Source organism: Kribbella sp. CA-293567 (assembly GCF_027627575.1).
Taxonomy (GTDB): Bacteria; Actinomycetota; Actinomycetes; order Propionibacteriales; family Kribbellaceae; genus Kribbella.
On sequence record NZ_CP114065.1, the window covers coordinates 6803951 to 6830922 of the forward strand.

The following is a 26972-nucleotide window of genomic DNA, read 5'->3' on the forward strand; positions in this document are numbered from 1 at the left end:
AGGTTCTCGTTCGCCCGTATATCGAGACGCTCGAACGTTTGTTACGGCGGTTGCAGCAACCTGCAAGCTCTGGTCGCGCCGTAGATCGTCAGTGTGGTCATGGTCGATGCTGCCGGCTCTTGTGACGGACTCGAGGCTTCTGCTTGGTGGCTAGATGTTGTAGCCGCCGGCAACTTCAATGGACTGGGCGTTGATCCAGCGGCTGTCGTCGGAGAGGAGGCCGGCGATGACGCTGCCGATCTCATCGGGCTCACCCACGCGTCCGAGTGCTGTCTGAGCAGCGAGTTGTGCCTCGAAATTACTGGTCAGGCCGCCGCCGAGTTCGGTACGGATCGCGCCGGGAGCGATCGAGTTGGCGCGGATTCGACGGTCGCCGAACTCCTTGGCCATGTAGCGGGTCAGCACTTCCAGGCCGCCCTTGAAACTGGCGTAGGGCGCGACCCCAGCGGTTGCCACCCGGGTCGTCGCGCTGGTCATGTTCACCACCTGGCCTCCGTCCGCGATGAGCGGCAGAAGTGTCTGGGTGAGGAAGAACGGTCCCTTGAGATGCACGTTGAAAAGTCCGTCGAACTCTTCCTCGGTGACGGTGTCGATCGGGTGGTAGAGGCCGTAACCGGCGTTGTTGACCAAGTAGTCGAAGCTTGTCCGGTTCCAGGTTTCCTGCAAGGCGGTTTGGACCGAGAGTCCGAAGGCCGGGAAGGATGAAGCGTCCGCGACGTCGAGTTGCAGCGCCACAGCCCGGCCGCCGGCTTCGGTGATTCTCGTGACGACGCCCGCTGCTGCTTCGGGATTGTTGTTGTAGGTGAGGATGACGCCCATGCCGCGAGCGGCACAGGCAACGGCGGTGGCGGCGCCGAGGCCGCGGCTCGCGCCGGTGATGATGACGATGCTCAAGTTCGTTGCCTTCCCGAGGAGGTGATGAGACTCAGTCAACGTCCATGAAGGAAGCGCGGGAAGGACGAGTCTTCCTGGGAGTACTGCACCCAGGAACGGCTGCTGCTCTTGAGCGCAAGCGAAACAAGAGGGCGCTGCGTACGTCGAAGGTCTGGAAACTCAGGTCCAGCAGTCCGAGGTCTGGGTGGTGGATGCCGGTTTGGGCATGATGGTGGGGTGGAGTTGATCGAGCGGATTGAACGGGCCGAGACAGAGTTGGTCTGGAGTTTCGGTGACATCCCCGGACCAGGCCCGGCTCTGCTGGGGTTGACGCGCCGCCGGTTCGGCTCGGTCGTGGCTCTGGCGGCACCACGGGACACGTTGTCGTTCTGGTCCCAGGCGTCTGGGTTCGGCCTGGACCGGCCAGTTACGTCGGCGGTGATCGGCGAGGTGCTGGACTATCTGAGGGCGGCCGGTTGTACGACGGCGAGCCTGAGCATCGCCCCGAGCGCGCTTCCGCCGGATTGGGACGCTATAGCGAAGTCCTACGGAATCACCGCCGGTCAGACCACGGTCCAGGTCGCGCGCGTGGCCGGGCCGATTGAACAGGCACCGTCCGACTTCCGCATCGAGCCGATCGGGCAGCAGTACGCCGATGTCTGGGCGCAGCTGCAAGTGGACGCGTACGAGATGCGCGACGACGCTTTCCGCGCCATGCTCGCGGCGTACACCGAATGGCCCGGCGCCACGGCGTACGCCGCCTGGGACGGCGACACGATGGTCGCCACCGGCTCCCTGCATGTCGTGGACGGCGTCGGCCGGCTGCGCAGCGGCGCGACCCACCCGGCGTACCGAGGGAGAGGCGCGCAGTCAGCGCTGCTCACCCGCCGGATCGCCGACGCTTTCGCGCAAGGCTGCGACCTGGTCACCACGGGCTCGTACAAGCCCGAACCAGGCAAGCACAACCCGTCGCTGGCCAACATGCTGCGGCTGGGTTTCGAGGCCCTGGCAGATCGCACACCGCAGATCTGGCGCCTGTCCTGACCGGCTATGTACTCGTGATGGAGCTGACTGGCAGCTGGACGCCGGTCATCCTCTGAGCTCGATTGAATCAGCTCCCGAGTGGGGAACCGGTACGGCGTGCGGTACGTCCAAGCACGATGTACAGGAGGAATCATGACTGAACAGAACGGGCCGGAACCGACAGGGAAGTCGGACAAGGAGAAGGCGAACGCCGCGCTGACGCTGGGCCTCACACTGGGCATCGCGATCGGTGCGGGCTTCGGTGTTGCTATCGGCAACCTGGGCGCCGGAATAGCGATCGGCATCGCCCTCGGCGTCGCGTACGGTGCCGGCAAATCGGCCAAGCTCACCAAGAAGAAGCCCGAGGAGCTGCAGTAGTTCGCCGAACGGGATGGGTCCAGGCCCGCGCCGTACGCCGGTTGCCGCCCCGACGCTCTGCCGTTGCGGCGGAGAGCGGAGGCGAAATAACGATGCCGTAACAGTGCGTAGTTACAGGTATACCTGGAGTCATCGCGGTTACCGAGAGCGCGGTTACCGTGGTTCGGAAGTGTGCCACGCGATGAGTTGGTCGCGAGGGCAGGCGAATGGAAACACGGGCAGAGGTAGTTGCTTCGAGGTCGAGCGCCAGGGAATCCCTGGATGCGGCGACGGCGGCATTGCTGGAACGGCGGGAGCGGTCGGGTTGTGATCGTGAACGGCGGCAGTTGCTGAGTGAAGCTGTTGAGTTGAACATCGCATTTGCTCAGGCGATTGCTCGGCGGTTCGGTGGGCGCGGTGTCGAGGTCGAGGATTTGGAGCAGGTCGCGCTGCTGGGGTTGGTGCGGGCCGTTCATCGGTATCGGCCGGCTGAGGAGACTCCCTTTACCGCTTATGCGGCGCCGACGATCAGCGGTGAGGTGAAGCGGTACTTTCGCGACTCCGCCTGGATGGTCCGGATTCCGCGGCGGTTGCAGGAGTTGCAGTCGGCGATTGCTGCGTGTCTACCGGCGTTGGAGCAGGCGCTGGGGCGTACCGCCACGGCTGATGACATCGCGGCGGCGGTCGACTCGGAGGCCGCAGATGTCGCTGAGGCCTTGGCTGCGGTGGGTTGTTTCGACGTTGTCTCGCTGGATCGACCGGGCGATATGGACGCGACTCCGGCGCTGGCGGAGGTTTTGACGGCGGAAGAGGATGCCGCGCTCCGGCAGCTTGAGGATCGGGATGCGGTCCTGGCGGTGCTCGACAAGTTGGCGCCGCGGCAGCGTCGGATCCTGCAATTGCGGTTCCTGCACGGCAGGACGCAGGCCGAGATCGGTGCCGACGTCGGGCTCAGCCAGATCCAGGTCTCCCGGATCCTGTCCAAGACGCTGCGGGAATTGCGCGAGGACGTGTCCGCATAGTGTTAGTACCCAATGCAGAAATGGTTTAGTCATGGCCGTCCATGGCAGTTCAGCAACAGTCGTTCTGCTGCATTCGGCGTTGCCCATCGGTGACTGGGATCAGTCCTCCCGGCCGGATCGGTTTCTTCTCGGATTCTTCTCCGTCAGGACAATTCCCGGGATTTTCGGCAACTTGTTGCCAGTGGCATCTTTTTGCTCTTGCGCGGGAACGGAGCGGCAGTTCTTACTGGCTGTGGCGCATTCGCTGCTGTCGGTGATCAGCACTGGAACTCTCGCCCCGAATCCCCGCCCACCCGGGCTGGTGTCAGAGACGTCCTGATCCTTGCTCGGCCGACAGCTCGCAGGGTCCGAAACCCGCGCCGGTGACAGATCGACCTTGGAGGTTGTCTTGATCTTCCACAGAACGCTGACCCGAGTTGGTGTGACCACCCTGGCACTGGCGATGGCGGCCGCCACCTCGGTCACCGCGGCCGCGCAGCCCGCGGCTCCGGCGGCAGCTCCGACCGCCGCGGCGGCGGCCCCAGACCTTCCAGTAGGTACGCCGAAGCAGTTGGTGAGCAGCGCCAACCGCAAGATGTGCCTGACCTTCGCGGTCACTCCGAACGGCATCCCGACCGCGGTGATGATCAAGTGCAACAAGGGATCCAAGGGCAAGATCCAGCAGTGGATCTACACGCCCGAGGGTCAGTTGCAGGTAGCCATGTCGAAGGACGTCGGTGGCGACCTTCCCCATGGTGCCTGCCTCGACACGGTGGCTGATCTGGCCACCGTCAAGGGCGCCGCACCGATGCTGGTGATGCCCTGCCGCGTCGGCGACGGCCAGAAGTGGAACTACGACCAGAAGACCGGTGCGCTGATCAACGCGGCCAACGGCAAGGCCCTCAGCTCGATGCTGGGACTGGCGAAGCAGGCCCGGCCCACGTCGACCGTTCCGTTCACCGGTACGTCCGACCAGAAGTGGAGGGGCGCCGCGATCCCGATGGAAACCTTGCTCGGGGCAATCATCCAGCTGCTCGACGCGCTGCTGGAGGCGCTCGGCCTGGAGATGCCCGACGAGTACGAGACCAGCGGCAAGCAGCTGGTCAATGCGGTCGGCCCCCAGCTGCCGATTCCGGACCAGCTGAAGCAGCTGCCGAAGGAAATGGTCCGGATGGCCGGTTAGGCACTGACCGGGAGCCAGGCGGTCGTGAACCAGCTGCCCCGCCTGGCTCCCACCAGCTTTCCCTCCCGCCCGGTACGCCGACCGTTCGCGGTCGATGCGCTGGTACGTCGGGTATCCAGCGACCGGGCCCGGCAGAGGGCCGGAGACCGCAATCCAGCGATCTCCGGCCCTCTGCTCTTCGCCCCGTTTTCGGCAGATTCACTTCTTGGAGGCAACATGACCAGGTCCGGCCGACTCGCTGCAACTGCCGGCGTCACCGTCACCGCGCTGCTTTCCCTGCTGGGAGGAGCAGCCGACGGCCGCGCCGCACCAGCGCCTCCCAAGTTCAAGTACTACCTGGCGATGGGCGATTCCTACACCGCGGCGCCGCTCGTCCCGCCGCTGGATCTCTCCACGCTGGCCTGTCTGCGATCAGGCGGCAACTATCCGGCGTTGCTGGCCACGAAGCTGAAGGTGCCGAAGGTGACCGACGTCAGCTGTGGCGGGGCCGACTCCACTCATCTGCAGACGGCGCAGGCCACCCCCGCGGGGTTCGTGCCCGCGCAGTTCGATGCGCTGGCCAAGACGGTCGATCTGGTCACCTTGGGGATCGGCGGCAACGACTTCGGCGTACTGGCGGCGCTCTTCGCGGTCTGCCCGAGCCTGCGGAGTTCCGACCCTGACGGGGCGCCGTGCAAGAAGCGGTTCACTGTCGGCGGCAAGGACCAGCTGAAGGAGAACGTCACCAAGACCAAGGCCCGACTGACGGCCGCGGTGAAGACGATCAGACCCAGAATCGCGCCCAAGGCAACGATCGTCCTGGTCGGCTACCCGACTATCGCGCCGGCCAAGACCGTCTGTGCCGATCTCCCCCTCGCCAAAGGCGACTACGCCTACCTGAACGCGACCGTGATCGAACTCAACAAGGCGATCCAGGCAGCGGCGAAGACCACCGGCGCGAAGTACGTCGATATCTTCAAGGCATCGACCGGGCACGATGTCTGCGCCAAGGAGAAAGCATGGATTCAGGGCAAGGACCCTGACCTGCTGAAGGCGGCCGCGTTCCATCCGCGAGCCGAGGAGCAGGCAGCGGTGGCGGATCTCATCGTGAAGTCGCTCAGCGGCCGTCAGTTGAGCATCAGCAGCGCTGAGCAAGAGGCCTGGTCGCCCGGCGCCGCGGAACGGCGACGTCAGTCCGTTGCCGTCCTGGACGTTCCGGCCAATCGCGACCGCCTCACCGAACGCCTGCGGCAGAACGGTTTGTTCCCCGCGGCACCGCGGACCTAGCAGCTGTCGCTGGCTGCGAGTCTCGTAGCAGTGCATGTTCCGAGAGTGATGGGGTACGGATTGATGCACAGGGCAACGGCGACGAGGGTCAGGAGATTGCGATGACCGGTAGACGGCGAGTTGTCGGGGCGACGTACGGTCGCCGTAAGGTCGCACGGGGACTCCCGGTCGCGGCGCACGAACCGCGTAGTTCCCGGCCGAGCGGGCGTCCGGGTGACCGGCAAGATGCCGGCAACCGCCATCCGCCGGGAATGGCGATGCGGCGGGGTAATCCGCTCGCGCCCAGGCGTCGGCATTCCGGGCTGCTGGCGCTTCGCGACCGGGTGCTCGGGCACCTCAAGCGGTTCTGCGGCAGCGTTCTTCGCCTCACCCCACGTGGTCGCCGCAAGGTCTGACCGATCCACGGGCACAGTCGCTTCCGTACGACTCTCCAGACCGGACGGGTGGCCTGCTGATCGGCAACGATGTTTGCATGCGCACCTACTTCCTGACGGCGCCCCGCTGGGTTCTGGGCGTCCTCACAGGCCTACCCTTTGGGCTCATCATGGCGATCTACTTCAAGATCGTCAGTCCCGCCAGCTGGACCGTGACGCTGATCAGTGGCGCCATGGCTGCGGTGTTCTTCGGCACCGGAATGGCTTACAGCCTCAACAAGTCCCGCAAGCTTATGCGGGATGCTGCCGCTGACCTGACGACCGACCAGCTTGCTGCTGCCCAGCGGGCAGCCGGGCGAGGGCCGATACCTGCCGACCCAGCGATTCGCGCCGCGGCTCGAGGAATCGCCACCCAGCAACTGGGCTACTCGCTTCGCTACCGCAAGCTCTGGATCGTCGCGGCTGCCTTCTTAGCGCTGTCCTTGGTGGTGTCGTTCATCGACGACGGTGCCGAGTGGCGCAACGCCGGCACCGTGGCTGGCTTGCTGGCGGCCGGGTTTCAGCTGTACTGGCCGCGGCGGCTTCGTGAGCGGATCCGCCGGTTGTCCTCCGACGAGGACGAGCAGGCCGAGGGCGCGACACGGTGAGTGCCCCGCCCTCCGCCTCACGAAATGGTCAGCAGGACCGGTGGTTCGAACCCTCGGTGCGGCTGACGTTGCCGGCCCACACCCAGCCGACGACGTTCGACGAGATGTCGCGGGCGTAGTACCAGAGGTTGCCGACGTCGTTGTACTTCGAGCACCAGATGGCGGCCTTGCCCGAGCGGTTGCCGGTGCTGGCGCAGCCCGTCGCCGGTCCACGACGGTAGGGGACGGCTCCGTTGGTGTAGAGGAAGCCGCCGTCCACGTTGGTCCCGTACTGGGTGCAGTCCTCGGCCTGTGACGTACCGGTCGCCGCAACCAGCGATGCGCCGGTGATGGCTACTGCTGCGGCAATACGTCCGATGGTCTTGTTCGACATACGCAGTCCTCCTGTATGGGAGTGTTGGCTCCTCTTAGCCAACGACGCGACGCTAGGTGGGGCCTGGAAGACCGGCAAACTCGTTGCAGGTTCCTGCAATCGGTTCGCATCGAGTTGCTCGGGCGCTTCCGGGTCCTGGCCGCGGGCCTCGAGGTGGTGTTCGACGGCTGGCCCGCTCGGCTGGCGGCGGAGTTCGCGCAGCTGCTTGCGCTCGCCGAGGAGCACTGCTTCTCGATCAAGTGGTCGATGCGCTCTGGCCGCAGCTCGATGGCAAAGCACGGGCCGTGAATCTGCGGAAGGCTGCCACTGCGCACGGCAGACGCTCGGTGAGCAGCAGGCGGTCGTACTCCGACGTGGCGAGATCGCCGCTTTCCTTGCCTGCAGTTCGAACCCGATATCGCGTGCTTCCAACGCGCCGCCAGATGGGGGCTTCGGACAGCGAGAAGATCTACGAGGCCGGCCAGGCGGTGTACTGGCCCCCGGGTCACGCCCCCGTGGCGCTGGAGGGCAGCGAGTACGTTGGCTCCCCCACGGACGAGTTCGACCAGGTCGTCGGCCACATCAGTCACAGGGCTGACAGCTCGTCAGCCGGCAACAACGCGGCCCGGTCAGCTCCTCGCTGGGGCTTGACCGTGGAAGTCTTCGGGCGGGAAGCGGGCTGAGGAGTTCTGGAGTTTGTCGAAGGCTGCTTTGGCCAGGTCGATGTCGAGGACGTCTGCCAGGCGGACGAGGTAGGTCAGGACGTCGGCCAGTTCCTCGGCGGCGCGGGTGCGGAGTGGGTCTTCGTGGGCGAGGTCGAGCGCCTTGTCCGCGGGGAGCCATTGGAAAAGCTCGGCTACCTCGCCCACCTCGCCGACGAGGGCGAGGACCAGGGACTTCGGATCGTGGAACTGAGCCCAGTTCCGTTCCTCGGTGAACACTCGCATGCGGTCTCTTAGCTCGATCAGATCGGACACGCCGCGAGCATGACATGGGTCTTGCTCACTACGCCTGCTGGGTAGAGTCGGGGGCGCGGCCCGACAGGCTTCCGCCGGACGTCAGCGTTCACAGGACATGCCTCCACCCGCACGACCTTGATTCGTGCTGCCTGTGGGGGCCTGTTCGTGACGCTGTTCCGCCAATCCGGCGCTGGATTCGTGATGCTGACACTTGAACAGCAGTTCGCGCTGAGGATCGCCGAACAGATGGTCTTTCACACCGGACGGAGAGCCGCGCCGACGGAGGTGCGGTCGTGGGAGCGCAGCCTGCCGATTCTCGCGCAGGACCTCGAGCAGGCCGGGCTCAGCAACGTCGAGGTACTCGTCGAACACCACCTTCCCCTGACCTCGAAGCGAGCCGATGTCGTACTCGCCGGTCGTCACCCGCGAACGGGCGGACCGTCGTACGTGGTCATCGAACTCAAGCAGTGGAGCCGCGCGACCGCCTGGGATGACGACCGGGAACTGGTTCTGATCGATGGCTTCCCGAACGCGCCGCGGCTGCACCCTGTCGCTCAGGTGCGTGGGTACTGCGAGTACTTGACCGATTTCGCGAAGTTCCTCGACGGCCAAACGGATGCCGTCGCGGGTGCGGCCTACCTGCACAATGCCATGGCCGAGGCCGACGTACGGGATCTCTACGACTACCCGCAGGACAGCAGAGGACAGCTCTTCACCGGTGCACGCCGGGGGGAGTTCATCGAGTTTCTGCGTGATCGGCTGGACCCTGACGTACCGGGTGGTCCGTACGCCGATCAGCTGATCAACTCCGCGATCGCGCCGTCCAAGCAGTTGCTCGCGGTCGCTGCGGACGAGGTCCAGCGAAGAGAGCAGTTCGTTCTGGTCGCCGAGCAGAAGCTGGCGCACGCGATGGTGCTGCACGAGGTCGATCGGGCGCGCCGGCGGGACAGCAAGTCGGTCGTCATCGTCACCGGCGGACCAGGAAGCGGCAAGAGCGTGATCGCTCTGTCCCTTCTCGGTGACCTGGCCCGACAGGGACGCAGCGTGCTCCACGCGACGGGTTCGCGGTCGTTCACCCAGACCCTCCGCAAGGTCGCAGGAAAACGGCAGCCTCGCGTCCAGAAGATGTTCAAGTACTTCAACCAGTTCATGGACGCAGAGCCCAACAATCTGGACGTTCTGATCCTGGACGAGGCGCATCGCATCCGCGAGACCTCCGTCGACCGCTACACCAAGGCCGCCTTCCGGACGGGGCGACGACAGGTCGACGAGCTGATCGCCGCTGCGCGCGTGCCGGTGTTCCTGCTCGACCAGCACCAGGTGGTGAAGCCTGGCGAGCTCGGGACCGTCGAGGAGATCCGTGGGTACGCGGCAGACCTCGGCCTTCCCGTGCACCTGATCGAGCTCGACGCACAGTTCCGCTGTGGCGGCAGCGAGGAATACATCCAATGGGTCCAGCGGCTGCTGGGTCTCGCCGAGGGCGAGCCGACGCCTTGGCTGGGCGATCCCGCGTTCGACGTACGGGTTGCCGACAGCCCGGAGGAGATGGAGGACTTTCTTCAGGGCAAGATCGAAGCCGGGTACGGCGCCCGGATGTCCGCGGGCTACTGCTGGCCGTGGAGCAAGCCTCGCCCGGACGAGACCCTCGTGGAGGACGTCCAGATCGGTGACTGGTCACGCCCTTGGAACGTCCAGGGTGACCGGATGGTGGGCAATGCTCCTCCGGCCGCGCTCTGGGCCACCGATCCGAACGGATTCGGGCAGGTTGGGTGCATCTACACGGCGCAAGGCTTCGAGTACGACTGGAGCGGCGTCATTCTCGGGCCGGATCTGATCTGGCGCGACGGACGTTTCACCACGAACTGGGACGCCAATCGCGATCCCGCCTTCCGCAGCCGGAAATCCATTGACGACGCGACGTTCGATCGGCTTGTTCGCAATACCTACAAGGTTTTGCTGACCCGTGGCATGCGCGGCACCGTTCTCTATTCGTCAGATCCCGAAACTCGGGAAGCCCTGCATACGCTCGTGGCAGTCCCGGGCCGGCAGACCGACGAGAACTGACGAGGGTTGGCTCCAGTCTGGAGGCGCTTTCGGTTGGCTGTACGACCGACGATGCTTCGCAGCGCCAGCGGCCGGGTGAGAGGCCGTGGTGGCTGTGGAAGGCTGTGGCGAAGGCGTATTCGTTGCGGTGCCGGCGTCTGCGGCTCGAAGGCGATGTTCACGCCGGTGGACGGTCACATCACCGCGCCTGTTGGAAGCAGCGCCGAGCCGTTGTGGACGTCGAGGACATCGCCGACCGCGTGCGATCACTTTCACGAAGCTACGCAAATCCTGACCGAGACGTGCGGCCAGCCGTCGAAGGGGCATGAACCCCAGATTCGACCCCCTCAGGTCTGAGGTTGGGGGGTGGTCCCTCACGCGCAGGGGGTGGCCGTGGCGGCAGGGTTTGAGGTGTTGAAGTTGCCGAGGTGGTTCGAGTGAGGGTGGGGTTCATGTCTTTTGTTCGGGTGGTTCGGGGTGGCGGGGTGGCTGGGGTTGCCGCGATGGTGCTGGCGGGGGTTCCGGTGGTCGCGCAGGCCGACAAGGCGCCGGTGCCGGTGTGCAGCAGCGTGCTGGAGCTGGATCAGGACACCATCAACGTCAAGTTGTGTCACACGAGTGACGTCGATCAGCACTGGTACTCGCTGCCCAAGGAGGGCGGGGCGTACTGCGGGCCGGCCACGTTGTTCAACGTGTTGCACCACTTCAATCGGCGGAAGGGCGCTCCGGTCCGGATCGGGGGCGGGGTGCCGATGACGGAGGTCGATCCGAGGGATCCGGCCGATACGACGGAGACGAAGGACTGGCTGACCACGTTGGGGACGTGGTCCAAGATCACCAGTACCGGCACTCAGCTCAGTGAGCTGCGCAAGGCCTTCAACACCGCCACTGTGGGGGCGCGGCTGGATGGCTGGACGACGGCGACCGGCGGGGTTCCCAGTACCGGCCCGAATGCGCTCGGCCAGTCCTTCGGGCATCAACTGGCGTCGAAGCTCACGGCTGGGCCGGCTCAGATCCTGTACGGCCGCTACAAGCAGGTGTACGGCGGAGTCGAACGCGACGGCGGCCACATGGTCACCGTCATCGCCGCGAACTACGACCTGGACACCCCGGACACCATCAAGCTGACCGTCTACGACCCGGCCCGCGCCGCCGACAAGGACGCTCCGACCTACCTGATCAGCCAGTCGCAGTACCAGGCGGAGCAGGTCACGCTGAAGAAGAAGGTCATCCACGAGTACCTGCGGCCGGCCGACGACCCGGACACGGTCAAGGACGAGAGCCTCACCCTGGGCACCTGGCGCTGGATCGAACGCTGGCACCTGACCGGGCCGAGCTACGAGGGCACCACCGAGGCGATGGTCGAGGGGTTCAACTGGTTCTCGATGTACCCGCCCCAGTAGGTGATCGGTTTCGATCGAGAACGCGGGTGCCGAGGAGCGCCGGGACGATGCTGGCCGGAACGGACGGCGCAAGACCGTCCCCACGCCCAAGTGGAGGACCGATGAACACGAAACGTCTGCTGAGCACCTCGGTGGCGCTGGTGATGGCAGGTGCGGGCACGGTGCTGGCGACCGGGCCCGCCCAGGCGGCACCCATCTACGACTGCCTGTACACGACCAACACCGGGATCAACCTGTTCCGGTCCCCCACCTCGACGACTGCCGACTACTTCGTCGGCGCCGGCAAGACGCTGGTCGACCTCGGCTGCAGCGGTCTGCGCACCGGTCGCAGCTACACCGACTGCCGCAACGACAACCGCTGGGTGCCGGTCGACTCGGTCGCGGGTGCGCCGAACAAGCACGGCTTCGCCGCCTTCGGCTGCGTCGACGGCCCGCGCCGCGTCCTGCGCTAGCCGACACAGGTGCCGTAGGCAAGGACGTCCAGCTTTGCAGCAACGCCCCTGACACTGGAACCCGAGCCCGTACGCCGATCCCGCCACGATCGGAGGATGCGCGTTTCGGCTCGGGTACCAGCTGGCAGAGGTCTCGCCGGCCAGGGCGAGCCATGGACGAAGGGCGAAGTGGCATGACTGCCGATGTCGTCGATCTGATCATGCAGGACCATCGCGAGGTCGAGCGTCTGTTCGACGAGCTGATGGACAACCCGGAGAAGCGCAAGGGCCTCGTGCCGGTGCTGACCACGCTGTTGTCCGCGCACAGCCGCGCGGAGGAGTCCGCGGTCTACCCGGCGGCGGCCGAGGAGGCCGACGAAGCCGACGAGGTCGCGCACAGCCAGGAAGAGCACGTCGAGGCCGACGAACTGCTCGCCAAGCTGGCGGCCACCGATCCGGACTCCAAGGACTTCGAGAAGGTGCTGCAGAACCTGATCGACGCGGTCAGCCACCACGTCGAGGAGGAGGAGTCCAAGGTCCTCCCCGGCATCCGCGCCAATCTGAGCGACGAGCGTCGCATCGAGCTCGGTGAGGCCTTCGCCGCCAGCCGCAAGGAGCACCTCGGTGACCAGCCGGAGGACATAACCCGTGGTGAGCTGCTCCAGCAGGCCCGCAACGCCGACGTCTCCGGCGTCTCCTCGCTCGGCAAGGAGGAGCTGCAGAAGAAGCTCCGGCAAGAGGCGAGCGAGGAGTAACGAACACCCCCGCTCGTACTCCGTCCCCGACACCCAGCTCGCTGCTGGGTGCCGGGGACGGATTCGTTGTTAGGCGCTCTTCGTGGTCACCTGCTGGGCCGCCTTGTCGAACAGCCGGTCCGGCACCAGGCGGCGGATCTTGGGGATCACCACAGCAGCCGCGCCGACCGGATAGCGGCTGCGCGGCCGCGGCGCCGTGACGGCATGTTCGATCGCGGCACTGACCTTCGCCGCGTTCGCACCGTTCTTCGACGCACTCCGCAACGACTCCCGGAAGCCGTCGATCCGGTCCGCGTAGCGTTCGTTCGCCGGCAGCCGGTCGAGGGTTTCGATCGCCTTGGCCCACAACGGGGTGGCGATCGGGCCGGGCTCGACGATCGAGACCGAGATCCCGTCCGGGGCCAGCTCCTGCCGCCAGGCGTCGCCGATCGCCTCGATCGCGTACTTCGACGCGTGGTACGCGCCGGCGAGTTGCACCGTCACCAACCCACCCATCGAACCGACGAAGACGATCCGGCCGCCCGGGGCCCGGCGCAGCAGCGGCAACACGGCTTGGGTCACCGACACCGGCCCGATCACGTTGACATCCAGCTGGTGTTTCAGACTCTCGACCGGCAGGAGTTCAAGCGGTCCAGCAACCCCCACTCCGGCCACATTGACCACAGCGGACAGCGCCTCCGGGCCGAGAACGGAAGCTACTGTCTCAGCCAGGCTCTCGACCGAGACCTGATCCGTCACGTCGACGGCGTGAACGCTCAGCGCGGGCGAGGCCTGCCGAGCCAGAACTTCACCGTCCGCCGGATCGTGGACCGCGGCGAAGACCTGGATCCCCGCGCGGTCCAGTTGCAGCGCGGTGGCGGCTCCGATGCCGCTGCCCGCGCCGGTGATCAGTACTGAGGTCATTGCCCGGCGCCGGGGCGTTCAATGTCGCCGCGCCAGCCGCCGGTCTCGGTGCCGCGCTTCTCGATGAACTCCTTGAACCGCTGCAGGTCACCCTTGACGCGGTGGCTGACCAGTCCGGCCTTGTCCGCGACCTGCTCGGCGACGCCCTCCGGCTCGAGGTCCATCTGCGCGGTCACCCGGGTGGTGGTGTCCCCCAGCCGGTGGAAGGTGATCACGCCCGCGTGCCGCGGTTCGGTGTCGGACTTCCAGGCCACCCGCTCGTCCGGGTGCTGTTCGGTGATGGTCGCGTCGAACTCGCGCTTGACGCCGGCGATGCTGGTCACCCAGTGCGTGTGCGTGTCGTCCAGTTGCCTGACCTCGTCGACGCCGTCCATGAACGCCGGAAACGACTCGAACTGGGTCCACTGGTTGTAGACGGCGCTGATCGGAGCCTCGACGTCGACCGACTCGGTGGTGTTACCCATCGCTGATTCCTCCTCTGCCCCTGCCTGCGAGGCGCGGTTGTGAACGACTTCTCCAGCCCCGGTACCCAGGCATCCCGAAAGAAACGCGAACCTATGCAGCCGACGGACGCCGTACCCGATGCCTGGTGACAGCGACGACATGCGCCGTCACCACGGCTGCGGTGATCACGACCGTCAGCCAGCCAGCGGTGTAATCCAGCCCGCCCCCGTGGCCGGCCACCGCGACAGCGATCGCCACCATCGTCGCCGTACCGACTTGTGCCGCCGTGTTCAGAAGTCCCGCGGCGCTGCCCTGCTGGTCGGCCGGCACCGCGGTACCGAGCCCGTACGCCGCGACGGCGCCCATGCCGTTGCCAAGACCCGCCAGCAGAAGTCCTGCGACCAGCGCCGCGCTCCCCGACCGCCACCCCACCAAGCCCGCCCCGGCCAGGATCAGCGCCAGGCCGAGCACCAGCAGCAACCGCGCTCCCGTCCTGGGCATCAACCGTCCGGCCAGCCCGGCCGCCAGCACGACGGACAGACTGAACGGCAGGATCATCAGGCCTGCCGACGCCGGGCTGAAGCCTTCGTCCTCCTGGAGGTAAATGGTGCCCAGGACAACAAACGCGCTGGTGGTGGCCGTGATCCCGAACGACCCCACCAGCCCGGCCACGAACTTCGGCCGCCACAGGCTCGCCGCCACCAACGGCGACGCCGTACGACGCTCGCGCCGTACCAGCAAGCTCGCGGCCAGCACCCCGCTGAGCACCAGCGCGAGCATCACCGGCCAGGGTTCGGTCGTGGTGTTGGCCGCCGCCACGATCGCTGCGACCGCGATCACCTGCAGCACCACCGAGCGGGGATCGAAACCGGCCGGAGTCCGCTCGGCGCGCGGATCCCGCTCCACCAGCCTCAGCAGTACTGCGATCAGCGCAGCGGTGACCACCAGGTTTCCCCAGAAGATCGCCCGCCAACTCACCGCGGACGTGGTCAGGCCGCCCACCAGCAATCCTGCCGCACCCGCCAGCCCGCCGGTGGCGTTCCAGGCGCCGAGGGCTCGGTCCTTGCTCGACTGCGAATCGGCGGCGCGGGTCAGCAGCACCAACGCGTTCGGCACCGAGACGGCAGCCGCCACTCCCTGGATGCCTCGCCCAACCACCAGCGCGGTCATCGTCGGTGCAACCGCCGCGATGACCGAACCCGCGGCGAAGAGCAGCAACCCCGCGATCAGCACCCGGCGATGACCCCAGCGATCGCCGAGCCGAGCGGCCAACAGCAGCAGGCTGCTGAAGCCGACCGCATAGACAGGCACCAGAAGTCCTGCTTGGGCAGCCGATCCGCCCAGATCGGCCAGCATGCGAGGCAAGGCGGACACGACGACCGTCACGCCCATCACATCGACGAACTGCACGGTGCACAGGGTGATCAGCCGGCGGCGGGAGTTCTCCATGGACCCGACGCTAGATTAATGGTTTTACAGACTCAAACCGTTAGCGTGTTGCACTAGACTGGCCGACGTGGAGAATGAGCTGACGTGGGCGTGGCTGGAGGGCTACCCGTCGCTGGACTTCGCCAACACGGTGATCCGGCGCGGCTGGACGGAGTACGAGCTGGTGAGCTCGGTCGACGATCTGGCCTCCTGGCTGGGCGCGGCAGCGCTTCCGGCACCGCGACCCGCAGAGGTCACGGCCGAGGATCTGGAGGCCTTCCTCCGGCTTCGCGACCCGGCTCTGCGCCTGCTCCGTGCGGCTGCGGGGCAGGGCAGCCGGCTGGAAGCCGACGTGCAGACGCTCAACGAGACGCTGCTGGGTTGCCCGGAGGTCATGGTGCTCGGCGATGAACCAGGGTCGGTGGTCAGCTGCGCCGTCGGCTCACCGGACGCCTTCACGCTGCTGCTGGCGAGACTGGCCGGCGCAGTACGCGATGTGCTGGCTGGGCCGCGATCCGATCTCGCCTTCTGCGATGCACCGGGCTGCGGCCAGCTCTTCTTCCAGCGTCGTACCAACCAGGCGTGGTGCGGCCCGGCCTGCGGCAATCGCGCCCGGGTCGCCCGTCACCACACGACGAGCGGCTGAGCTACTTCCTGGGCGCCGACTCGTCCGTGTACGGGGGCTTCCGCCGGGCTCGCCGGATCAGGTAGAAGACCAGTGAGCCGCCGACCACGGCGACGATGGTCAACGGGGCGAGCACGCCCAGGCCGACCTGCGAGAAGTCCGCGGCGTCACCGTCGTTGTCCCCCGGTGGGTTCACGCCGGGCCGCGGAGTCGATCCCAGCGACGGACTAGGGCTGTCAGCGGCCGGCGCCAGCATCACCTGGGTCACCTGGGCCGAGCTCTCCACATTCGGCGACTGCAGCGCGCCGGCCACGCCCAGGGCTCCAAGGACGGCAACAGCTGCCCAGACGAGCGCGAGCGTCCACTTGGTGACCCACATGGCAGTCCTTCCGATCGGGATCGATGCCTTGCTGTACCCCGACCGGCGTTCCATCACTCCTCCGCAGGCTGCTTCACGCCGTACGGCCGGGGTACCGGGGCCGGACCGAACCTGTTCCCTGATGAAGGAGTTGCGATGTTCCGGCACACCAAGCGACTGCAGTTCGAGGCGAAGCCGGAGAGGCCGGATGCCCTGTACGCGCGGAAACTGCAGGAGTTGATCGGCGGCGCGTACGGCGAGATGACCGTGACCATGCAGTACCTGTTCCAGGGCTGGAACTGCCGGGTCGAGGGGAAGTACAAGGATCTGATCATGGATACCGCGACCGAGGAGATCGGTCACGTGGAGATGCTGGCCACGATGGTGGCGCGGCTGCTGGAGGGGGCGCCGTCGACGGTGACCGCGGAAGCGGTGAAGGATCCGGTGATGGCGGCGGTGCTGGGCGGGATGGATCCGCAGCAGGCGATCGTGGCCGGTGGTGGTGCGCTGGCGGCCAACAGTCAGGGGGTGCCGTGGAACGGCAACTATATCGTTGCTAGCGGCAACTTGCTGGCGGACTTCCGGGCGAACGCGGCGGCCGAGGCGCAGGGCCGGTTGCAGACCGCGCGGTTGTACAACATGACCGACGATCCCGGGGTGAAGGCGATGCTGCAGTTCAACCTGGCCCGGGACACCGTGCATCAGAAGCAGTGGCTGAAGGCGATCGAGGAACTGGAGGCCGACGGACTGGAGACTCCGATCGTGCCGAACGCCCTCTTCGACGAGGAGAACCAGGACCACAACCGCACCATCTGGGGTCTCTCGGACGGTACGGACGGGCCGAAGGGTGGCTGGAGCAAGGGGGACGATCCCCTGGAGTACCTGCTGGATCCCGAGCCCCTGGGCGATCCGGGCACCGCGCCGGAGCCTGACCCGGCGCTGTTCGCAACCTTCCCGGTCGAGCAGAAGTCCACGGCCAGGAAGGCCGCCGGGAAGAAGAGCACCGCGAAGAAGGCCACTGCGAAGAAGGCGGCCACGAAGAAGACGGCCAGCAAGTCCGCAGCGACCAAGAAGACGGCCAGCAAGACGACGGCCAAGAAGGCCGCGAAGAAGCGCTGACGTGGCCGTCTCCAAGCTGCACGACTACCTCCTGGAGCACGAGAACGATCTCGTGGCCGAGCTGTCGGACTGGGTGCGCATCCCGTCGGTCGCGGGCGTGCCGGAGCAGCGGATCGAGGTCGTCCGCTCGGCCCGCTGGCTGGCCGGCACGCTCCGGGCTATCGGCTTTCCCGTGGTCGAGGTGTGGTCCGAGGACGAAGCACCCGCGGTCTACGCGGAATGGTGCGCGGAACCGTCGGCGCCGACGGTGCTGATCTACAGCCACCACGACGTGCGGGTCAGCAAGGACGAACAGTGGCAGGAGACGCGGCCGCACGAACCCGTCGTCCGCGACGGGTACCTCTACGGACGCGGGGTGTCGGACGCCAAGGGCCAGGTCCTCACGCATCTGTGGAGCCTCCGTGCCCACCTGGCCGCCACCGGCCGGACAGCACCGGCGGTGAACGTCAAGCTCCTGATCGAGGGCGAGGAGGAGACCGGATCCCCGCACTTTCGGCAGCTGCTGAAGGACCATCGGAACCGGCTGGCGGCCGACCTGGTCGTCTTCTCCGACACGATGCTGTGGCAGGCCGGCCATCCGGCCGTCTGCACGAGCATCCGCGGCACCATCAACGCACATCTGGAGGTGTACGGCCCGCAACGCGACGTCCACGGCGGCGCGGTCTCCGGACCGGCGCCCAATCCGGTGCTCGCGCTGGCCGCGCTGCTCGGCGGCCTGTACGACGACAAGGGCCGGGTCACCGTGCCGGGTTTCTACGACGCCGTGATCGAGCCGAGCGAGCGGCGTCGCCAGGAGCTTGCGGAGCTGCCGTTCACCGAAGAGGACTGGCTGGCCCGGTCCGAGACCGGTGGCATCACCCACGAAGCCGGCTACACCGTCCTCGAGCAGCTCTGGACCAGACCCGCTATCGAGGCGATCTCCGTCATCGCCGGCGATCCGGAAGGCGTGCCACGAGCCGTCGTACCAGCCGTCGCGACGGCGGAGCTGAGCATTCGGACCGTACCGGATCAAACCGTGCCGGCCGTCGCCGAGCAACTGCGGCGGTGGGTTGCCGATGCTCTGCCGCCGGAGTTCGGCCACGAGTTGAGCATCACCGAGGAGACCGGGCAGGACCCATACCAGACGCCGGAGGACCACCCTGCGGTCCAGGTTTTGGCGGAGGCGATGGAGGCTGGATTCGGTAAGCCTGCCGGGCGGATGGGCAACGCGGGTGGCGGGCCGGTTCGGTGGCTGGAGAAGGTGGCCGGCGCCCCGGTGGTGTTCTTCGGTACCGGACTGCCCGAGGATCGCTGGCACGACAGCGACGAGCGCGCCGCTATCGAGGTACTGCGGAAGGGCGCAGCGACCTTGGCGCATTTCTGGAACCGGCTCGCCGAAACCAAGTTCTGAACAGCACAGTGGCCAGCAGCAACTCGGCCACGTCGCCGCCGTAGTACATGAGTTGTGCTGCGGTCTGGAAGCCCGGCTCTTGCGCATAGAGGAGCTTGGCCAGGACGGAGTGCGCAGCCGCCGCAATGATCAGTACTGCGGCGCGCAGCGGCAGGCCGGGGCGGCGTGGTGCTGGGTCGGGTCCCGCGATCGACCACGCGAAGAGGTAGCCCGCCAGCAGGTAGTGCAGGTGAATCGCGAGATGCAGCACGGCGTTTCGCTCGGCGGCGGCGTACAAGGGAGTCAGCATGACGGCGTACAGGCCGCCGACGCTCAGCGCGGTGGCCGTGACGGGGTGTCCCAGGAAGTGGAGCGGGCGGCTGCGCAGGACTCTGCCGATCACGCGTCGCGTCGGCAGCGCGGAGGTTGCCAGGAGCAAGCGAATAGGGGCTGCAAGCATCAACGCCAGTGGCGCGAACATACCCAGCAGCAAGTGCTGAGCCATGTGCGCGACCGGGCCGGGACGGTCTGCGAACAGCGGTGAGGTTGCCACGATCACCAGTGCGCAACCGGCCACCCAGGCCGCCGTACGGCGATGATCCCAGCCCCGCAAGGCTTTCCGGGTCAACCACACATAGCCGCCCGCCAGAACCGGCATCGCGAGCAGGAACGGTAGCCAGTGCGAGGTGTTGCTCGAGTCGTGTCCGGCGTGCAGTGACAACATCAGCTGGTCGACCGCGTGGCTTTACCGGCGCGCAGTCCGAGCACGACGCCGATCAGGAGCAGCAGCGCCCCGGCGACGTTCCAGGCCAAGTCGTACGCCGCGAGGTTGTCCACGCCGTACCGGATCTGATGGACGCGGAGGAGCTTGTGATCGACCAGCCCGTCGAAAAGCTGGAACGCTCCCGCGCCACCGATCAGGCCCGACCAGCCCGCGAGTCTCACGAAGGCACCGCGTCGCCTGAGGTCGGCCCACCAGAAGAAGCCCGCCACCAGCGCCACCAGCTCAGCGGCATGCAGTAGGCCGTCGGACAGCAGCCCGACCGCCGGCGTCGAGCGGTCGTAGAAGTGGTGCCAGCCGAGCAGTTGGTGGAAGACCACCTCGTCGATCCCGGCCATCAGGGCGACGCCGAGCAGCGCGCACGCTCCGGCCGATGCCCTCACTTGCACGCCGAGACGCCGTCGAAGACGCCGGTGCGCAAGGACTTCGTACGGTCGAACGCGCCACCGCGATCCGTCCGCTTGCCGTCCTCGGAGAAGCTGCTGACGACGATCTGGGTCACTGCCTCGTCCAGGTCACCGGGTGACAGTTGCGAAGTCGGCAGGTCGGTCCCCGCCAAGTGGGCGATCCAGGCGCCGGTGAAACAGTCCCGCTGAAGTCCGGCCTGCTCACCTGTGGTCGGGAGACCGAGCTCGGACTGCGCGGCCTCCGCCCAGGCGTCGCTCAGCACACTCCCGGTGGCGAGGTCGCCGATCCGCTCGTGCACCGTCTGCAGATCCTGGTCCGAAGGCTTCTCCGCGGGTGGGGAGAAAGTCTGCCCTGGTTCGAGTCTCGGCACGGCCGCCGTCCAGAACTCGTTGAGGTCAGCGGTCAGCAACTGCACCGCTTCGGCGTACGGGAGGTTGCCGCCGGTCCGGGACTCGGCGACCGTCCGGAACGGCAGCTCGGTCGTGACCACGCCTTGCTCCGGGAACTGCGCGCATCTCCCGGCACCTTGCTCGTAGCCGGTCTGGAAGGCGTTGACCCGGTCGAACCCGAGGCCGTGGGCCTGCTGCCCGCCGGCCGCCGTACCCGGCTGGTCCCGCAGGGTCAGGATCGCGACCACCGCGCTGTCCAGAGCGCCGTCCACGAGAGAGACCGGATCGGAACCGGAGGTCTCGGCGTACCGGGTCCATGATCCGGCGAAGCAGTCGGCCTGCAGTTCCTGCACCACGGACGGCGCCTTGACGCCCGCACGGGCCTGCACCGCATGCCCGGTCTCGTGGGCCAGCACGACGGCCGGCGCGATACTGCCGAACTGGTCGGCAAGCCGCGGGAACAGGTCCGTCGCGTCCCAGGCGATGTAGTCGTCGTCGGGTCCGCCGCAGTAGAACGCGTTCCCGCGCAGGTCGTCGTACGACTGCTGCTGCCCGCCGCACGAGAACGGAGCGCTCTGCGGCGTCTTCGGCTGGAATCCCCCGGCGAGCTGCACGAACTCCTTGTCGTAGACCTTCGGCAGCTCCGCGGACCAGTACTCCACCAGGCTCTGCTGGGCGGCGTCGGTGACGCCCTCAGCCGAGCCGGACGAGCGACCGAGCGACACGTCGCCCACGCCCGGCCCGGTGCCCTCGCGGCGGTTGGAGACCAGCGCGACGACGACCACCAGCGCCAGCACCACGACGAGCAGACCAAGACGCACCGCGCCCCGATCCGATCGGCGACGCCCGACGATGTTCATCTAGGGCTCCTCGTGCATGGCAGCTTCCTCGGCACTCAGGCCTCCACCCGCCGCACCGGCGCCGGTGGCGATCGCCGTTCCCTCCTGGTCTGCATGAGCACCCTCGTCGGGGGCCACCAGCCGCCCAGGACTGTCCTCGTCGATCCCGGCGGTCCGGCCGGGATCGTCACTGTCCAGGATCTGGTCGGCGTTCAGGTCGGACAGGTCGTCACTGGCGGGCAGCACGTCCACGTCGCTGATCCCGGTGACGTCCTCGGCCGGCTCGAGCGGCTCCGCGGTGAGGTCGGGTTCCTCGCGGGCCAGGCGATCGTCGAGTGGTTCAGGAGTCGACGCCTCGCGCGGGGTGGTGCCGTAGTCCAGCGAGGCGATCGGGTGGTCGGCGGGCAGAGCGGCCGGGTCCGGACCGTCCGCGATTCGCGCCGAGTCCACGTCGTCGTACGCCGTCGAGTCGTCGTCGGCGGTGCCGGGCAGCCCCTCGGCCTCGGGATCGCTGACCGGCCGTCGCTCGCCCGCCATCACTGGCCCTCCTCGTCGTCGACCCGCATCGTCTCGCCGTTCGAGTCGACGATCTCTGTCTCCGACGGATCGGCCGAGACCCGGACCTGGTCGTCGACGGAGTTGACCGCCATGGCACTCGGGTCGACGTCGTCGATGGTCGGGCGGTAGTCGTCTTCGTCCGGCTGGCTCATCACAACTCCTTCATCGTCAGGGTGCGTCGCCGGTACCCGGGCACGGACCGGATAACCCAGGGTTGTAAGGAGTTCGGGCGGGTACCGCCGAAGCGAGTTCACTCGTCGGGAGGTCCGGGATGGCTGGAAAGACCGTAGGCATCGAGGTAGTGCCGATTCTGTCGCGCGGGCGGCATCGAGATCCGCGCCGCGGCGGCTGCTTCATGGAGTACGCCTCCTACCTGGCCGGCGTTCCCTGGTCGGACAGCCCCGACTGCACGCATCCCCTGCTCGCGCTGATCGGGCGCGAGGTCAACGACGAGATGTCCGACGCCGGCCGGACGATGCTGGTGCCGCTCGTCCCGGCCGTGATCGGAGTGAACCCGAGCCATCCGGAAGTGGTCCCCGCCCTCGTCGCGCGCTGCGCGCGGCCGGTCGTCCCGTTCGTGTCGGAGCAGTTCGGGGCGAAGCTCGTCGCCGCCGTACAGAAGGCGGAAGCCGTCCGCGAGGATCTGCGCAAGCCGGAGCCGACCCAACTGTCGGTCGGCTACGAGTGGGAGGCTCCGCTGGCAGTGGCCGGAGCCATCCGGGCGATCACCGACTTCCGGGTACCGACCGCGGACGCGCTCCTGCACCAGATCCTCACCGAGGCCATCGCAGAGGCGCGGCAGTGGATGCCGGCCGCGCCTCTGCCGATCGAAACCGTGGCAGTACTCAGGTAACCGGGCTCAGGTAGGACGGTTGGTGAGCCGGTCCCGCAGCCGATCGATGAAGCCGACCCCGGGTCCGGCCAGCAGGTGGAACAGCGCCGAGTTCGGCGCCCCGGGATGCGGCCTGGTCGGCGCGACCTTCTTGGCCGCGTCGACCTTCCCGGCCAGCGCGACCAGATCGTCCTGCGGCAGATGCGCCCGCAGCTTGGGGAACTGCACGTTCTCCTCGTCCTGGACGTGGTCGTCGAGCACCCGCCGCAGCTCCTCCACCAGCTCGAGGAACCGCGCCTCGTTCGCGTCGGCGCCTTCGAGCTGCTTCATCAGCTCTTCCAGTTCCTGGTGCTCCTGGATGTCGTGCTCGACCGCCTCGTCCCCTTGCGGCAGGTGCTTGCGCATCGCCGGATAGACGAACATCTCCTCGGCCACCGCGTGCCGGACCAGCTCGGCGATCAACAGGTCGGCGGCCTCGCGGCGCTGCCCAGCATCAACCTCGGTCATGATCCGGCCGATCAGCTCCTCGGCCTCGCGGTGGTCGGTGGTCAGTACGTCGACGACGTCGGGACCGGTCGCGTTCGTGGCGTTCATCAGCTTGCCTCCTCGCTCGGTGATACCTCGCGGTACCCGGCCGGAAAACAGCCCACCGGACGGTTTACCGCAGACCGGCCGGGTACCGGCAGGCGTCGCGCCCGAGCAAAGGAGAAGCCCATGCGGGCAATGGTCTATCGAGGTCCGTACCGGGTCCGGGTCGAGGAGAAGGAAGCGCCCCGGATCGAACATCCCAACGACGCGATCGTCCGGGTCACCCGGGCCGCGATCTGCGGCTCCGACCTGCACCTGTACCACGGGATGATGCCGGACACCCGGGTCGGGATGACGTTCGGGCACGAGTTCGTCGGGGTGGTGGACCAGGTCGGGCCGTCGGTCCGGACACTGCGCCCGGGTGACCGGGTGATGGTTCCGTTCAACATCTTCTGCGGCACCTGCTACTTCTGCGCCCGGGGCCTGTACGCCAACTGCCACAACGTGAATCCGAACGCGACCGCCGTCGGCGGGATCTACGGCTACTCCCACACCTGCGGCGGCTACGACGGCGGCCAGGCGGAGTACGTCCGGGTTCCGTTCGCCGACGTCGGCCCGAGTGTGATCCCCGAGTGGATGGACGACGACACCGCCGTACTGCTGACCGACGCGGTGGCGACCGGGTACTTCGGTGCGCAGCTCGGAGACATCACCGAAGGCGACGTCGTGGTGGTCTTCGGCGCCGGCCCGGTCGGTCTGACCGCGGCCGCGTCGGCCTGGCTGATGGGCGCCGGCCGGGTGATCGTGATCGACCACCTGGAGTACCGGCTGGCCAAGGCCCGCTCGTTCGCCCACGCCGAGACGTACAACTTCAGCGAGCACGCCGATGTCGTCGTCCTGCTGAAGAAGCTCACCGACCATCGCGGCGCCGACGTGGCGATCGACGCGGTCGGCGCGGAGGCGGACGGCAACCTGCTGCAGCACGTCACCTCGGCGAAGCTGAAACTGCAGGGCGGTTCACCGATCGCGCTGAACTGGGCGATCGACTCGGTCCGCAAGGGCGGCACCGTGTCCGTGATGGGTGCCTACGGGCCGATCTTCAGCGCGGTCAAGTTCGGCGACGCGATGAACAAGGGCCTGACCCTGCGGATGAACCAGTGCCCGGTGAAGCGCCAGTGGCCTCGGCTCTTCGAGCACATCCGCAACGGCTACCTCAAGCCCACCGAGCTGATCACGCACCGCGTCCCGCTCGAGCACATCGCCGAGGGCTACCACCTCTTCTCGGCCAAGCTCGACGGCTGTATCAAACCTCTCATCGTCCCGACCGCCGCCTGACCCACGGAGTCCGAGATGGCCTACACCCCCGATCGTCCCCCGCTGCCGGAATCCCCCGAAGAGCTCCGCGCCCGCATCCCCGGCTGGGGCGCGGACCTGGACCCGGCGGACCGGCCCGCCGTACCGAAGGAGGTCTACGACCCGCATCCGTACGGCGCGGTCTGGGACTTCCCCGAACGCCAGCCGGAGCACTGGCCGCGTGAGCGGTCGATCGAGCACGCGTTCCTCACGCCGGTCTTCGGTACGTCGTGCCCACCCCGCGGAGTCTCGGGCGCGATCCGCAAGTTCGCCTACCGGCGCTACAGCGAAGGGCGCGCCGCCCACTGGCTGCTGCTGGTCGGCGCCGACCGGGTCGACACGCTCGGCAGCACGCTCCGGTCGTTCGCGACCCGGCACCCCGACAACCCGATCACCGAGACCGGCATCCTGGCCGAGTTCAAGCACCACGGGATCCGCTCCCGGCGCGGCCAGAAGCGCGCCGACCTGGTCCACCAGCCGCTCGATCTGGTGATCGTGAGCTGGCCGTGGATCGCCGCCGGCGTACTGGGGTTCCGTACGGTCCGGCGGCTCTCCCGGCGGGTGAAACGCTGACTCAGGTCAGCGCGGCGAGTCGTCGTTCCGTTCGAGGTTCTCGACCCGGCCCTCGTCCTCGCCCGCGTCCAGCAGGTTGTCCCGGTCGGCTCCGCTGTCGGCGTACTCCATCTTCGCGACATCGGGATGGTGCAGGTCGAAGGCGGGGCTCTCCGACCGGATCCGCGGCAGCTTGACGAAGTTGTGCCGTGGCGGCGGGGAGCTGGTCGCCCACTCCAGCGAGCGGCCCCAGCCCCACGGGTCGTCCACCTCGACCAGCGGCGCATTGCGCGACTTCCACACGTTGTACAGGAACGGCAAGGTGGAGATACCCAGCAGGAACGCACCCACCGACGACACCTGGTGCAGAGTGGTGAACCCCTCGTCCGCCCCGTACGTCGCGTAGCGGCGCGGCATGCCCTCGACGCCCAGCCAGTGCTGCACCAGGAAGGTGGTGTGGAAGCCGACGAACAGCAGCCAGAAGTGCAGCTTGCCGAGCTTCTCGTCGAGCATCCGGCCGGTCATCTTCGGCCACCAGTAGTAGAAGCCCGCGAACATCGCGAACACCACCGTGCCGAACACCACGTAGTGGAAGTGCGCGACCACGAAGTACGTGTCGGACAGCTGGTAGTCCAGGGACGGCGACGCCAGGATGACGCCGGTCAGACCGCCGAACAGGAACGTGGTCAGGAAGCCGACCGCCCACAGCATCGGGGTGTCGAACGACACCGATCCGCCCCACATGGTGCCGATCCAGTTGAAGAACTTCACGCCCGTGGGCACCGCGATGATGAACGTGGTCAGCGAGAAGAACGGCAGGTTGATGGCACCGGTGACGAACATGTGGTGCGCCCAGACCACCACGGAGTAGAGCGCGATGGCGAGGGTGGCCGCGACCAGACCGACGTACCCGAAGACCGGCTTGCGGCTGAAGACCGGCAGGATCTCGGTGATGATGCCGAAGAACGGCAGCGCGATGATGTAGACCTCAGGATGCCCGAAGAACCAGAACAGGTGCTGCCACAGCAGTGGCCCGCCGTTCGCGGCGTCGAAGACGTGAGCCCCGAAGGCTCGATCCGCCTCCAGCATCAGCAACGCGCCGGCCAGGATCGGGAACGCGATCAGCACCAGCATCGAGGTGACCAGGATGTTCCAGGTGAAGATCGGCATCCGGAACATCGTCATCCCGGGCGCCCGCATGGTGATGATCGTGGTCACGAAGTTCACCGCGCCGAGGATCGTGCCGAGGCCGGCCAGCCACAGGCCCATGATCCACAGGTCGGCGCCGACGCCGGGTGATCGCTCCGAACTGGACAACGGCGTGTACGCCGTCCAGCCGAAGTCGGCCGCGCCCTGCGGGGTCAGGAACCCACCCGAGGCGATCAGGCCGCCGAACAGGAAGAGCCAGTAGCTGAACATGTTGAGCCGCGGGAAGGCCACGTCGGGGGCACCGATCTGGACCGGCATGATCACGTTCGCGAAGCCGACGAACAGCGGCGTCGCGAACAGCAGCAGCATGATCGTGCCGTGCATCGTGAAGAGCTGGTTGTAGACCTCCTCGTTCACGATCTGCAGCCCTGGCCCGGCCAGCTCGGCGCGGATCAGCAGCGCCATCAGACCACCGACCAGGAAGAACCCGAACGAGGTGACCAGGTAGAGGTGACCGATCACCTTGTGGTCGGTGGTGGTGAGGATGCGGACCGCCTGCGCGCCCAGCCGCCGTCGCGACGCTCTGGCGCCGGCGATCGGTTCCGGGCGCCGTTGGACTACCTCGACCATCTGGGGCCTCCTCCTCGGCACAAGACGCGGTTGAGGACGC

At 67.3% G+C, this 26972-nt stretch carries 31 protein-coding genes; 17 read left to right on the forward strand and 14 right to left on the reverse strand.

The genetic code is table 11. The features are described 5' to 3' along the window. Positions 1 to 150: 150 nt before the first annotated feature. Positions 151 to 894, reverse strand: coding sequence for an SDR family NAD(P)-dependent oxidoreductase (locus OX958_RS31435; protein ID WP_270133784.1), 744 nt, complete (start codon positions 892 to 894; stop codon positions 151 to 153). 216 nt (positions 895 to 1110) lie between these two features. Between OX958_RS31435 and OX958_RS31440 the strand changes: the two genes are divergently transcribed. The 6 genes from OX958_RS31440 to OX958_RS31465 all read left to right on the forward strand — a co-directional run bounded on the left by OX958_RS31440 (position 1111) and on the right by OX958_RS31465 (position 6724). Beyond that, a complete protein-coding gene (locus tag OX958_RS31440) occupies positions 1111 to 1917 on the forward strand; it encodes a GNAT family N-acetyltransferase (protein WP_270133785.1) in 807 nt (268 codons plus the stop codon). A 132-nt stretch (positions 1918 to 2049) separates the two neighbouring features. After that, positions 2050 to 2274 carry a hypothetical protein gene (locus tag OX958_RS31445; RefSeq protein WP_270133787.1) on the forward strand — a complete coding sequence of 75 codons (225 nt, stop codon included), beginning with the start codon at positions 2050 to 2052 and terminating at the stop codon, positions 2272 to 2274. Positions 2275 to 2480: 206 nt separating this feature from the next. Then, complete coding sequence (locus tag OX958_RS31450) at positions 2481 to 3275, forward strand: sigma-70 family RNA polymerase sigma factor (RefSeq protein WP_270133788.1); 795 nt, start codon at positions 2481 to 2483, stop codon at positions 3273 to 3275. A 388-nt stretch (positions 3276 to 3663) separates the two neighbouring features. Further along, positions 3664 to 4437, forward strand: a complete 774-nt coding sequence (locus OX958_RS31455; RefSeq protein WP_270133790.1) for a ricin-type beta-trefoil lectin domain protein — start codon at positions 3664 to 3666, stop codon at positions 4435 to 4437. A gap of 216 nt (positions 4438 to 4653) precedes the next feature. After that, positions 4654 to 5703, forward strand: coding sequence for an SGNH/GDSL hydrolase family protein (locus OX958_RS31460; RefSeq protein WP_270133791.1), 1050 nt, complete (start codon positions 4654 to 4656; stop codon positions 5701 to 5703). 472 nt (positions 5704 to 6175) lie between these two features. After that, positions 6176 to 6724: a hypothetical protein gene (locus OX958_RS31465; protein WP_270133792.1), complete on the forward strand. Its 549-nt coding sequence runs from the start codon at positions 6176 to 6178 to the stop codon at positions 6722 to 6724. Positions 6725 to 6752: 28 nt separating this feature from the next. Here the strand turns inward: OX958_RS31465 and OX958_RS31470 are convergent, their stop codons facing one another. After that, positions 6753 to 7097, reverse strand: coding sequence for a hypothetical protein (locus tag OX958_RS31470; protein ID WP_270133794.1), 345 nt, complete (start codon positions 7095 to 7097; stop codon positions 6753 to 6755). 15 nt (positions 7098 to 7112) lie between these two features. Here OX958_RS31470 and OX958_RS31475 point away from each other — a divergent pair, with 15 nt between their 5' ends. Further along, positions 7113 to 7385, forward strand: a complete 273-nt coding sequence (locus OX958_RS31475; RefSeq protein WP_270133796.1) for a hypothetical protein — start codon at positions 7113 to 7115, stop codon at positions 7383 to 7385. 320 nt (positions 7386 to 7705) lie between these two features. Here OX958_RS31475 and OX958_RS31480 read toward each other — a convergent pair whose 3' ends face one another. Next, positions 7706 to 8023 carry a nucleotide pyrophosphohydrolase gene (locus OX958_RS31480; protein ID WP_270133797.1) on the reverse strand — a complete coding sequence of 106 codons (318 nt, stop codon included), beginning with the start codon at positions 8021 to 8023 and terminating at the stop codon, positions 7706 to 7708. A 213-nt stretch (positions 8024 to 8236) separates the two neighbouring features. On the opposite strand from OX958_RS31480, the gene OX958_RS31485 reads away from it, so the two are divergent. The 4 genes from OX958_RS31485 to OX958_RS31500 all read left to right on the forward strand — a co-directional run bounded on the left by OX958_RS31485 (position 8237) and on the right by OX958_RS31500 (position 12667). Further along, positions 8237 to 10099, forward strand: coding sequence for a DUF2075 domain-containing protein (locus tag OX958_RS31485; RefSeq protein ID WP_270133798.1), 1863 nt, complete (start codon positions 8237 to 8239; stop codon positions 10097 to 10099). Positions 10100 to 10530: 431 nt separating this feature from the next. Further along, the gene (locus tag OX958_RS31490; protein ID WP_270133799.1) at positions 10531 to 11481 is read left to right on the forward strand and encodes a hypothetical protein; all 951 of its coding nucleotides are present in this window, start codon (positions 10531 to 10533) and stop codon (positions 11479 to 11481) included. Positions 11482 to 11582: 101 nt separating this feature from the next. Next, the gene (locus tag OX958_RS31495; RefSeq protein ID WP_270133800.1) at positions 11583 to 11933 is read left to right on the forward strand and encodes a hypothetical protein; all 351 of its coding nucleotides are present in this window, start codon (positions 11583 to 11585) and stop codon (positions 11931 to 11933) included. A gap of 173 nt (positions 11934 to 12106) precedes the next feature. Then, a complete protein-coding gene (locus OX958_RS31500; RefSeq protein ID WP_270133801.1) occupies positions 12107 to 12667 on the forward strand; it encodes a hemerythrin domain-containing protein in 561 nt (186 codons plus the stop codon). Positions 12668 to 12736: 69 nt separating this feature from the next. Here the strand turns inward: OX958_RS31500 and OX958_RS31505 are convergent, their stop codons facing one another. The 3 genes from OX958_RS31505 to OX958_RS31515 form a co-directional block, all read right to left on the reverse strand. Continuing rightward, on the reverse strand, positions 12737 to 13570 hold the full coding sequence (locus OX958_RS31505) for an SDR family NAD(P)-dependent oxidoreductase (protein WP_270133802.1): 834 nt from the start codon (positions 13568 to 13570) through the stop codon (positions 12737 to 12739). Then, positions 13567 to 14034 carry an SRPBCC family protein gene (locus OX958_RS31510; protein ID WP_270133803.1) on the reverse strand — a complete coding sequence of 156 codons (468 nt, stop codon included), beginning with the start codon at positions 14032 to 14034 and terminating at the stop codon, positions 13567 to 13569. The genes OX958_RS31505 and OX958_RS31510 overlap by 4 nt, the downstream gene beginning before the upstream one ends. Before the next feature lie 91 nt (positions 14035 to 14125). Next, a complete protein-coding gene (locus tag OX958_RS31515) occupies positions 14126 to 15463 on the reverse strand; it encodes an MFS transporter (protein WP_270133804.1) in 1338 nt (445 codons plus the stop codon). 67 nt (positions 15464 to 15530) lie between these two features. Here OX958_RS31515 and OX958_RS31520 point away from each other — a divergent pair, with 67 nt between their 5' ends. Beyond that, positions 15531 to 16088, forward strand: a complete 558-nt coding sequence (locus OX958_RS31520; RefSeq protein WP_270133806.1) for a CGNR zinc finger domain-containing protein — start codon at positions 15531 to 15533, stop codon at positions 16086 to 16088. Between the two features lies 1 nt (position 16089). On the opposite strand, the gene OX958_RS31525 is transcribed toward OX958_RS31520, so the two are convergent. Then, on the reverse strand, positions 16090 to 16500 hold the full coding sequence (locus OX958_RS31525; protein ID WP_270133807.1) for a hypothetical protein: 411 nt from the start codon (positions 16498 to 16500) through the stop codon (positions 16090 to 16092). An 81-nt stretch (positions 16501 to 16581) separates the two neighbouring features. Between OX958_RS31525 and OX958_RS31530 the strand changes: the two genes are divergently transcribed. Continuing rightward, a complete protein-coding gene (locus OX958_RS31530) occupies positions 16582 to 17544 on the forward strand; it encodes a manganese catalase family protein (protein ID WP_270133808.1) in 963 nt (320 codons plus the stop codon). 1 nt (position 17545) lies between these two features. After that, positions 17546 to 18934, forward strand: coding sequence for a M20/M25/M40 family metallo-hydrolase (locus tag OX958_RS31535; protein ID WP_270133810.1), 1389 nt, complete (start codon positions 17546 to 17548; stop codon positions 18932 to 18934). Here the strand turns inward: OX958_RS31535 and OX958_RS31540 are convergent. The 5 genes from OX958_RS31540 to OX958_RS31560 are packed head-to-tail and all read right to left on the reverse strand — an operon-like array spanning position 18861 to position 22040. Next, a complete protein-coding gene (locus tag OX958_RS31540; RefSeq protein WP_270133811.1) occupies positions 18861 to 19637 on the reverse strand; it encodes a cytochrome c oxidase assembly protein in 777 nt (258 codons plus the stop codon). The genes OX958_RS31535 and OX958_RS31540 overlap by 74 nt on opposite strands. Next, the gene (locus OX958_RS31545) at positions 19637 to 20083 is read right to left on the reverse strand and encodes a DUF2243 domain-containing protein (RefSeq protein WP_270133813.1); all 447 of its coding nucleotides are present in this window, start codon (positions 20081 to 20083) and stop codon (positions 19637 to 19639) included. Before OX958_RS31545 ends, OX958_RS31540 begins: the two co-directional genes overlap by 1 nt. Continuing rightward, positions 20074 to 21351 carry a hypothetical protein gene (locus tag OX958_RS31550; protein ID WP_270133814.1) on the reverse strand — a complete coding sequence of 426 codons (1278 nt, stop codon included), beginning with the start codon at positions 21349 to 21351 and terminating at the stop codon, positions 20074 to 20076. The genes OX958_RS31545 and OX958_RS31550 overlap by 10 nt, the downstream gene beginning before the upstream one ends. Beyond that, on the reverse strand, positions 21352 to 21867 hold the full coding sequence (locus OX958_RS31555) for a DUF5709 domain-containing protein (protein ID WP_270133815.1): 516 nt from the start codon (positions 21865 to 21867) through the stop codon (positions 21352 to 21354). Beyond that, on the reverse strand, positions 21867 to 22040 hold the full coding sequence (locus OX958_RS31560) for a hypothetical protein (RefSeq protein ID WP_270133816.1): 174 nt from the start codon (positions 22038 to 22040) through the stop codon (positions 21867 to 21869). Before OX958_RS31560 ends, OX958_RS31555 begins: the two co-directional genes overlap by 1 nt. 119 nt (positions 22041 to 22159) lie before the next feature. Between OX958_RS31560 and OX958_RS31565 the strand changes: the two genes are divergently transcribed. Continuing rightward, positions 22160 to 22741: a hypothetical protein gene (locus OX958_RS31565; protein WP_270133817.1), complete on the forward strand. Its 582-nt coding sequence runs from the start codon at positions 22160 to 22162 to the stop codon at positions 22739 to 22741. A gap of 6 nt (positions 22742 to 22747) precedes the next feature. Here the strand turns inward: OX958_RS31565 and OX958_RS31570 are convergent, their stop codons facing one another. Beyond that, the gene (locus OX958_RS31570; protein WP_270133819.1) at positions 22748 to 23314 is read right to left on the reverse strand and encodes a hemerythrin domain-containing protein; all 567 of its coding nucleotides are present in this window, start codon (positions 23312 to 23314) and stop codon (positions 22748 to 22750) included. A 120-nt stretch (positions 23315 to 23434) separates the two neighbouring features. Between OX958_RS31570 and OX958_RS31575 the strand changes: the two genes are divergently transcribed. Together OX958_RS31575 and OX958_RS31580 are read left to right on the forward strand one after the other, a co-directional pair. After that, positions 23435 to 24583 (forward strand): zinc-dependent alcohol dehydrogenase, encoded by a 1149-nt coding sequence (locus tag OX958_RS31575; protein ID WP_270133821.1) that lies wholly within the window; start codon positions 23435 to 23437, stop codon positions 24581 to 24583. A gap of 15 nt (positions 24584 to 24598) precedes the next feature. Further along, positions 24599 to 25174, forward strand: a complete 576-nt coding sequence (locus OX958_RS31580; RefSeq protein WP_270133822.1) for a hypothetical protein — start codon at positions 24599 to 24601, stop codon at positions 25172 to 25174. Between the two features lie 6 nt (positions 25175 to 25180). Here the strand turns inward: OX958_RS31580 and ctaD are convergent, their stop codons facing one another. Then, positions 25181 to 26932: an aa3-type cytochrome oxidase subunit I gene (gene ctaD, locus OX958_RS31585; RefSeq protein ID WP_270133823.1), complete on the reverse strand. Its 1752-nt coding sequence runs from the start codon at positions 26930 to 26932 to the stop codon at positions 25181 to 25183. Positions 26933 to 26972 lie beyond the last annotated feature (40 nt).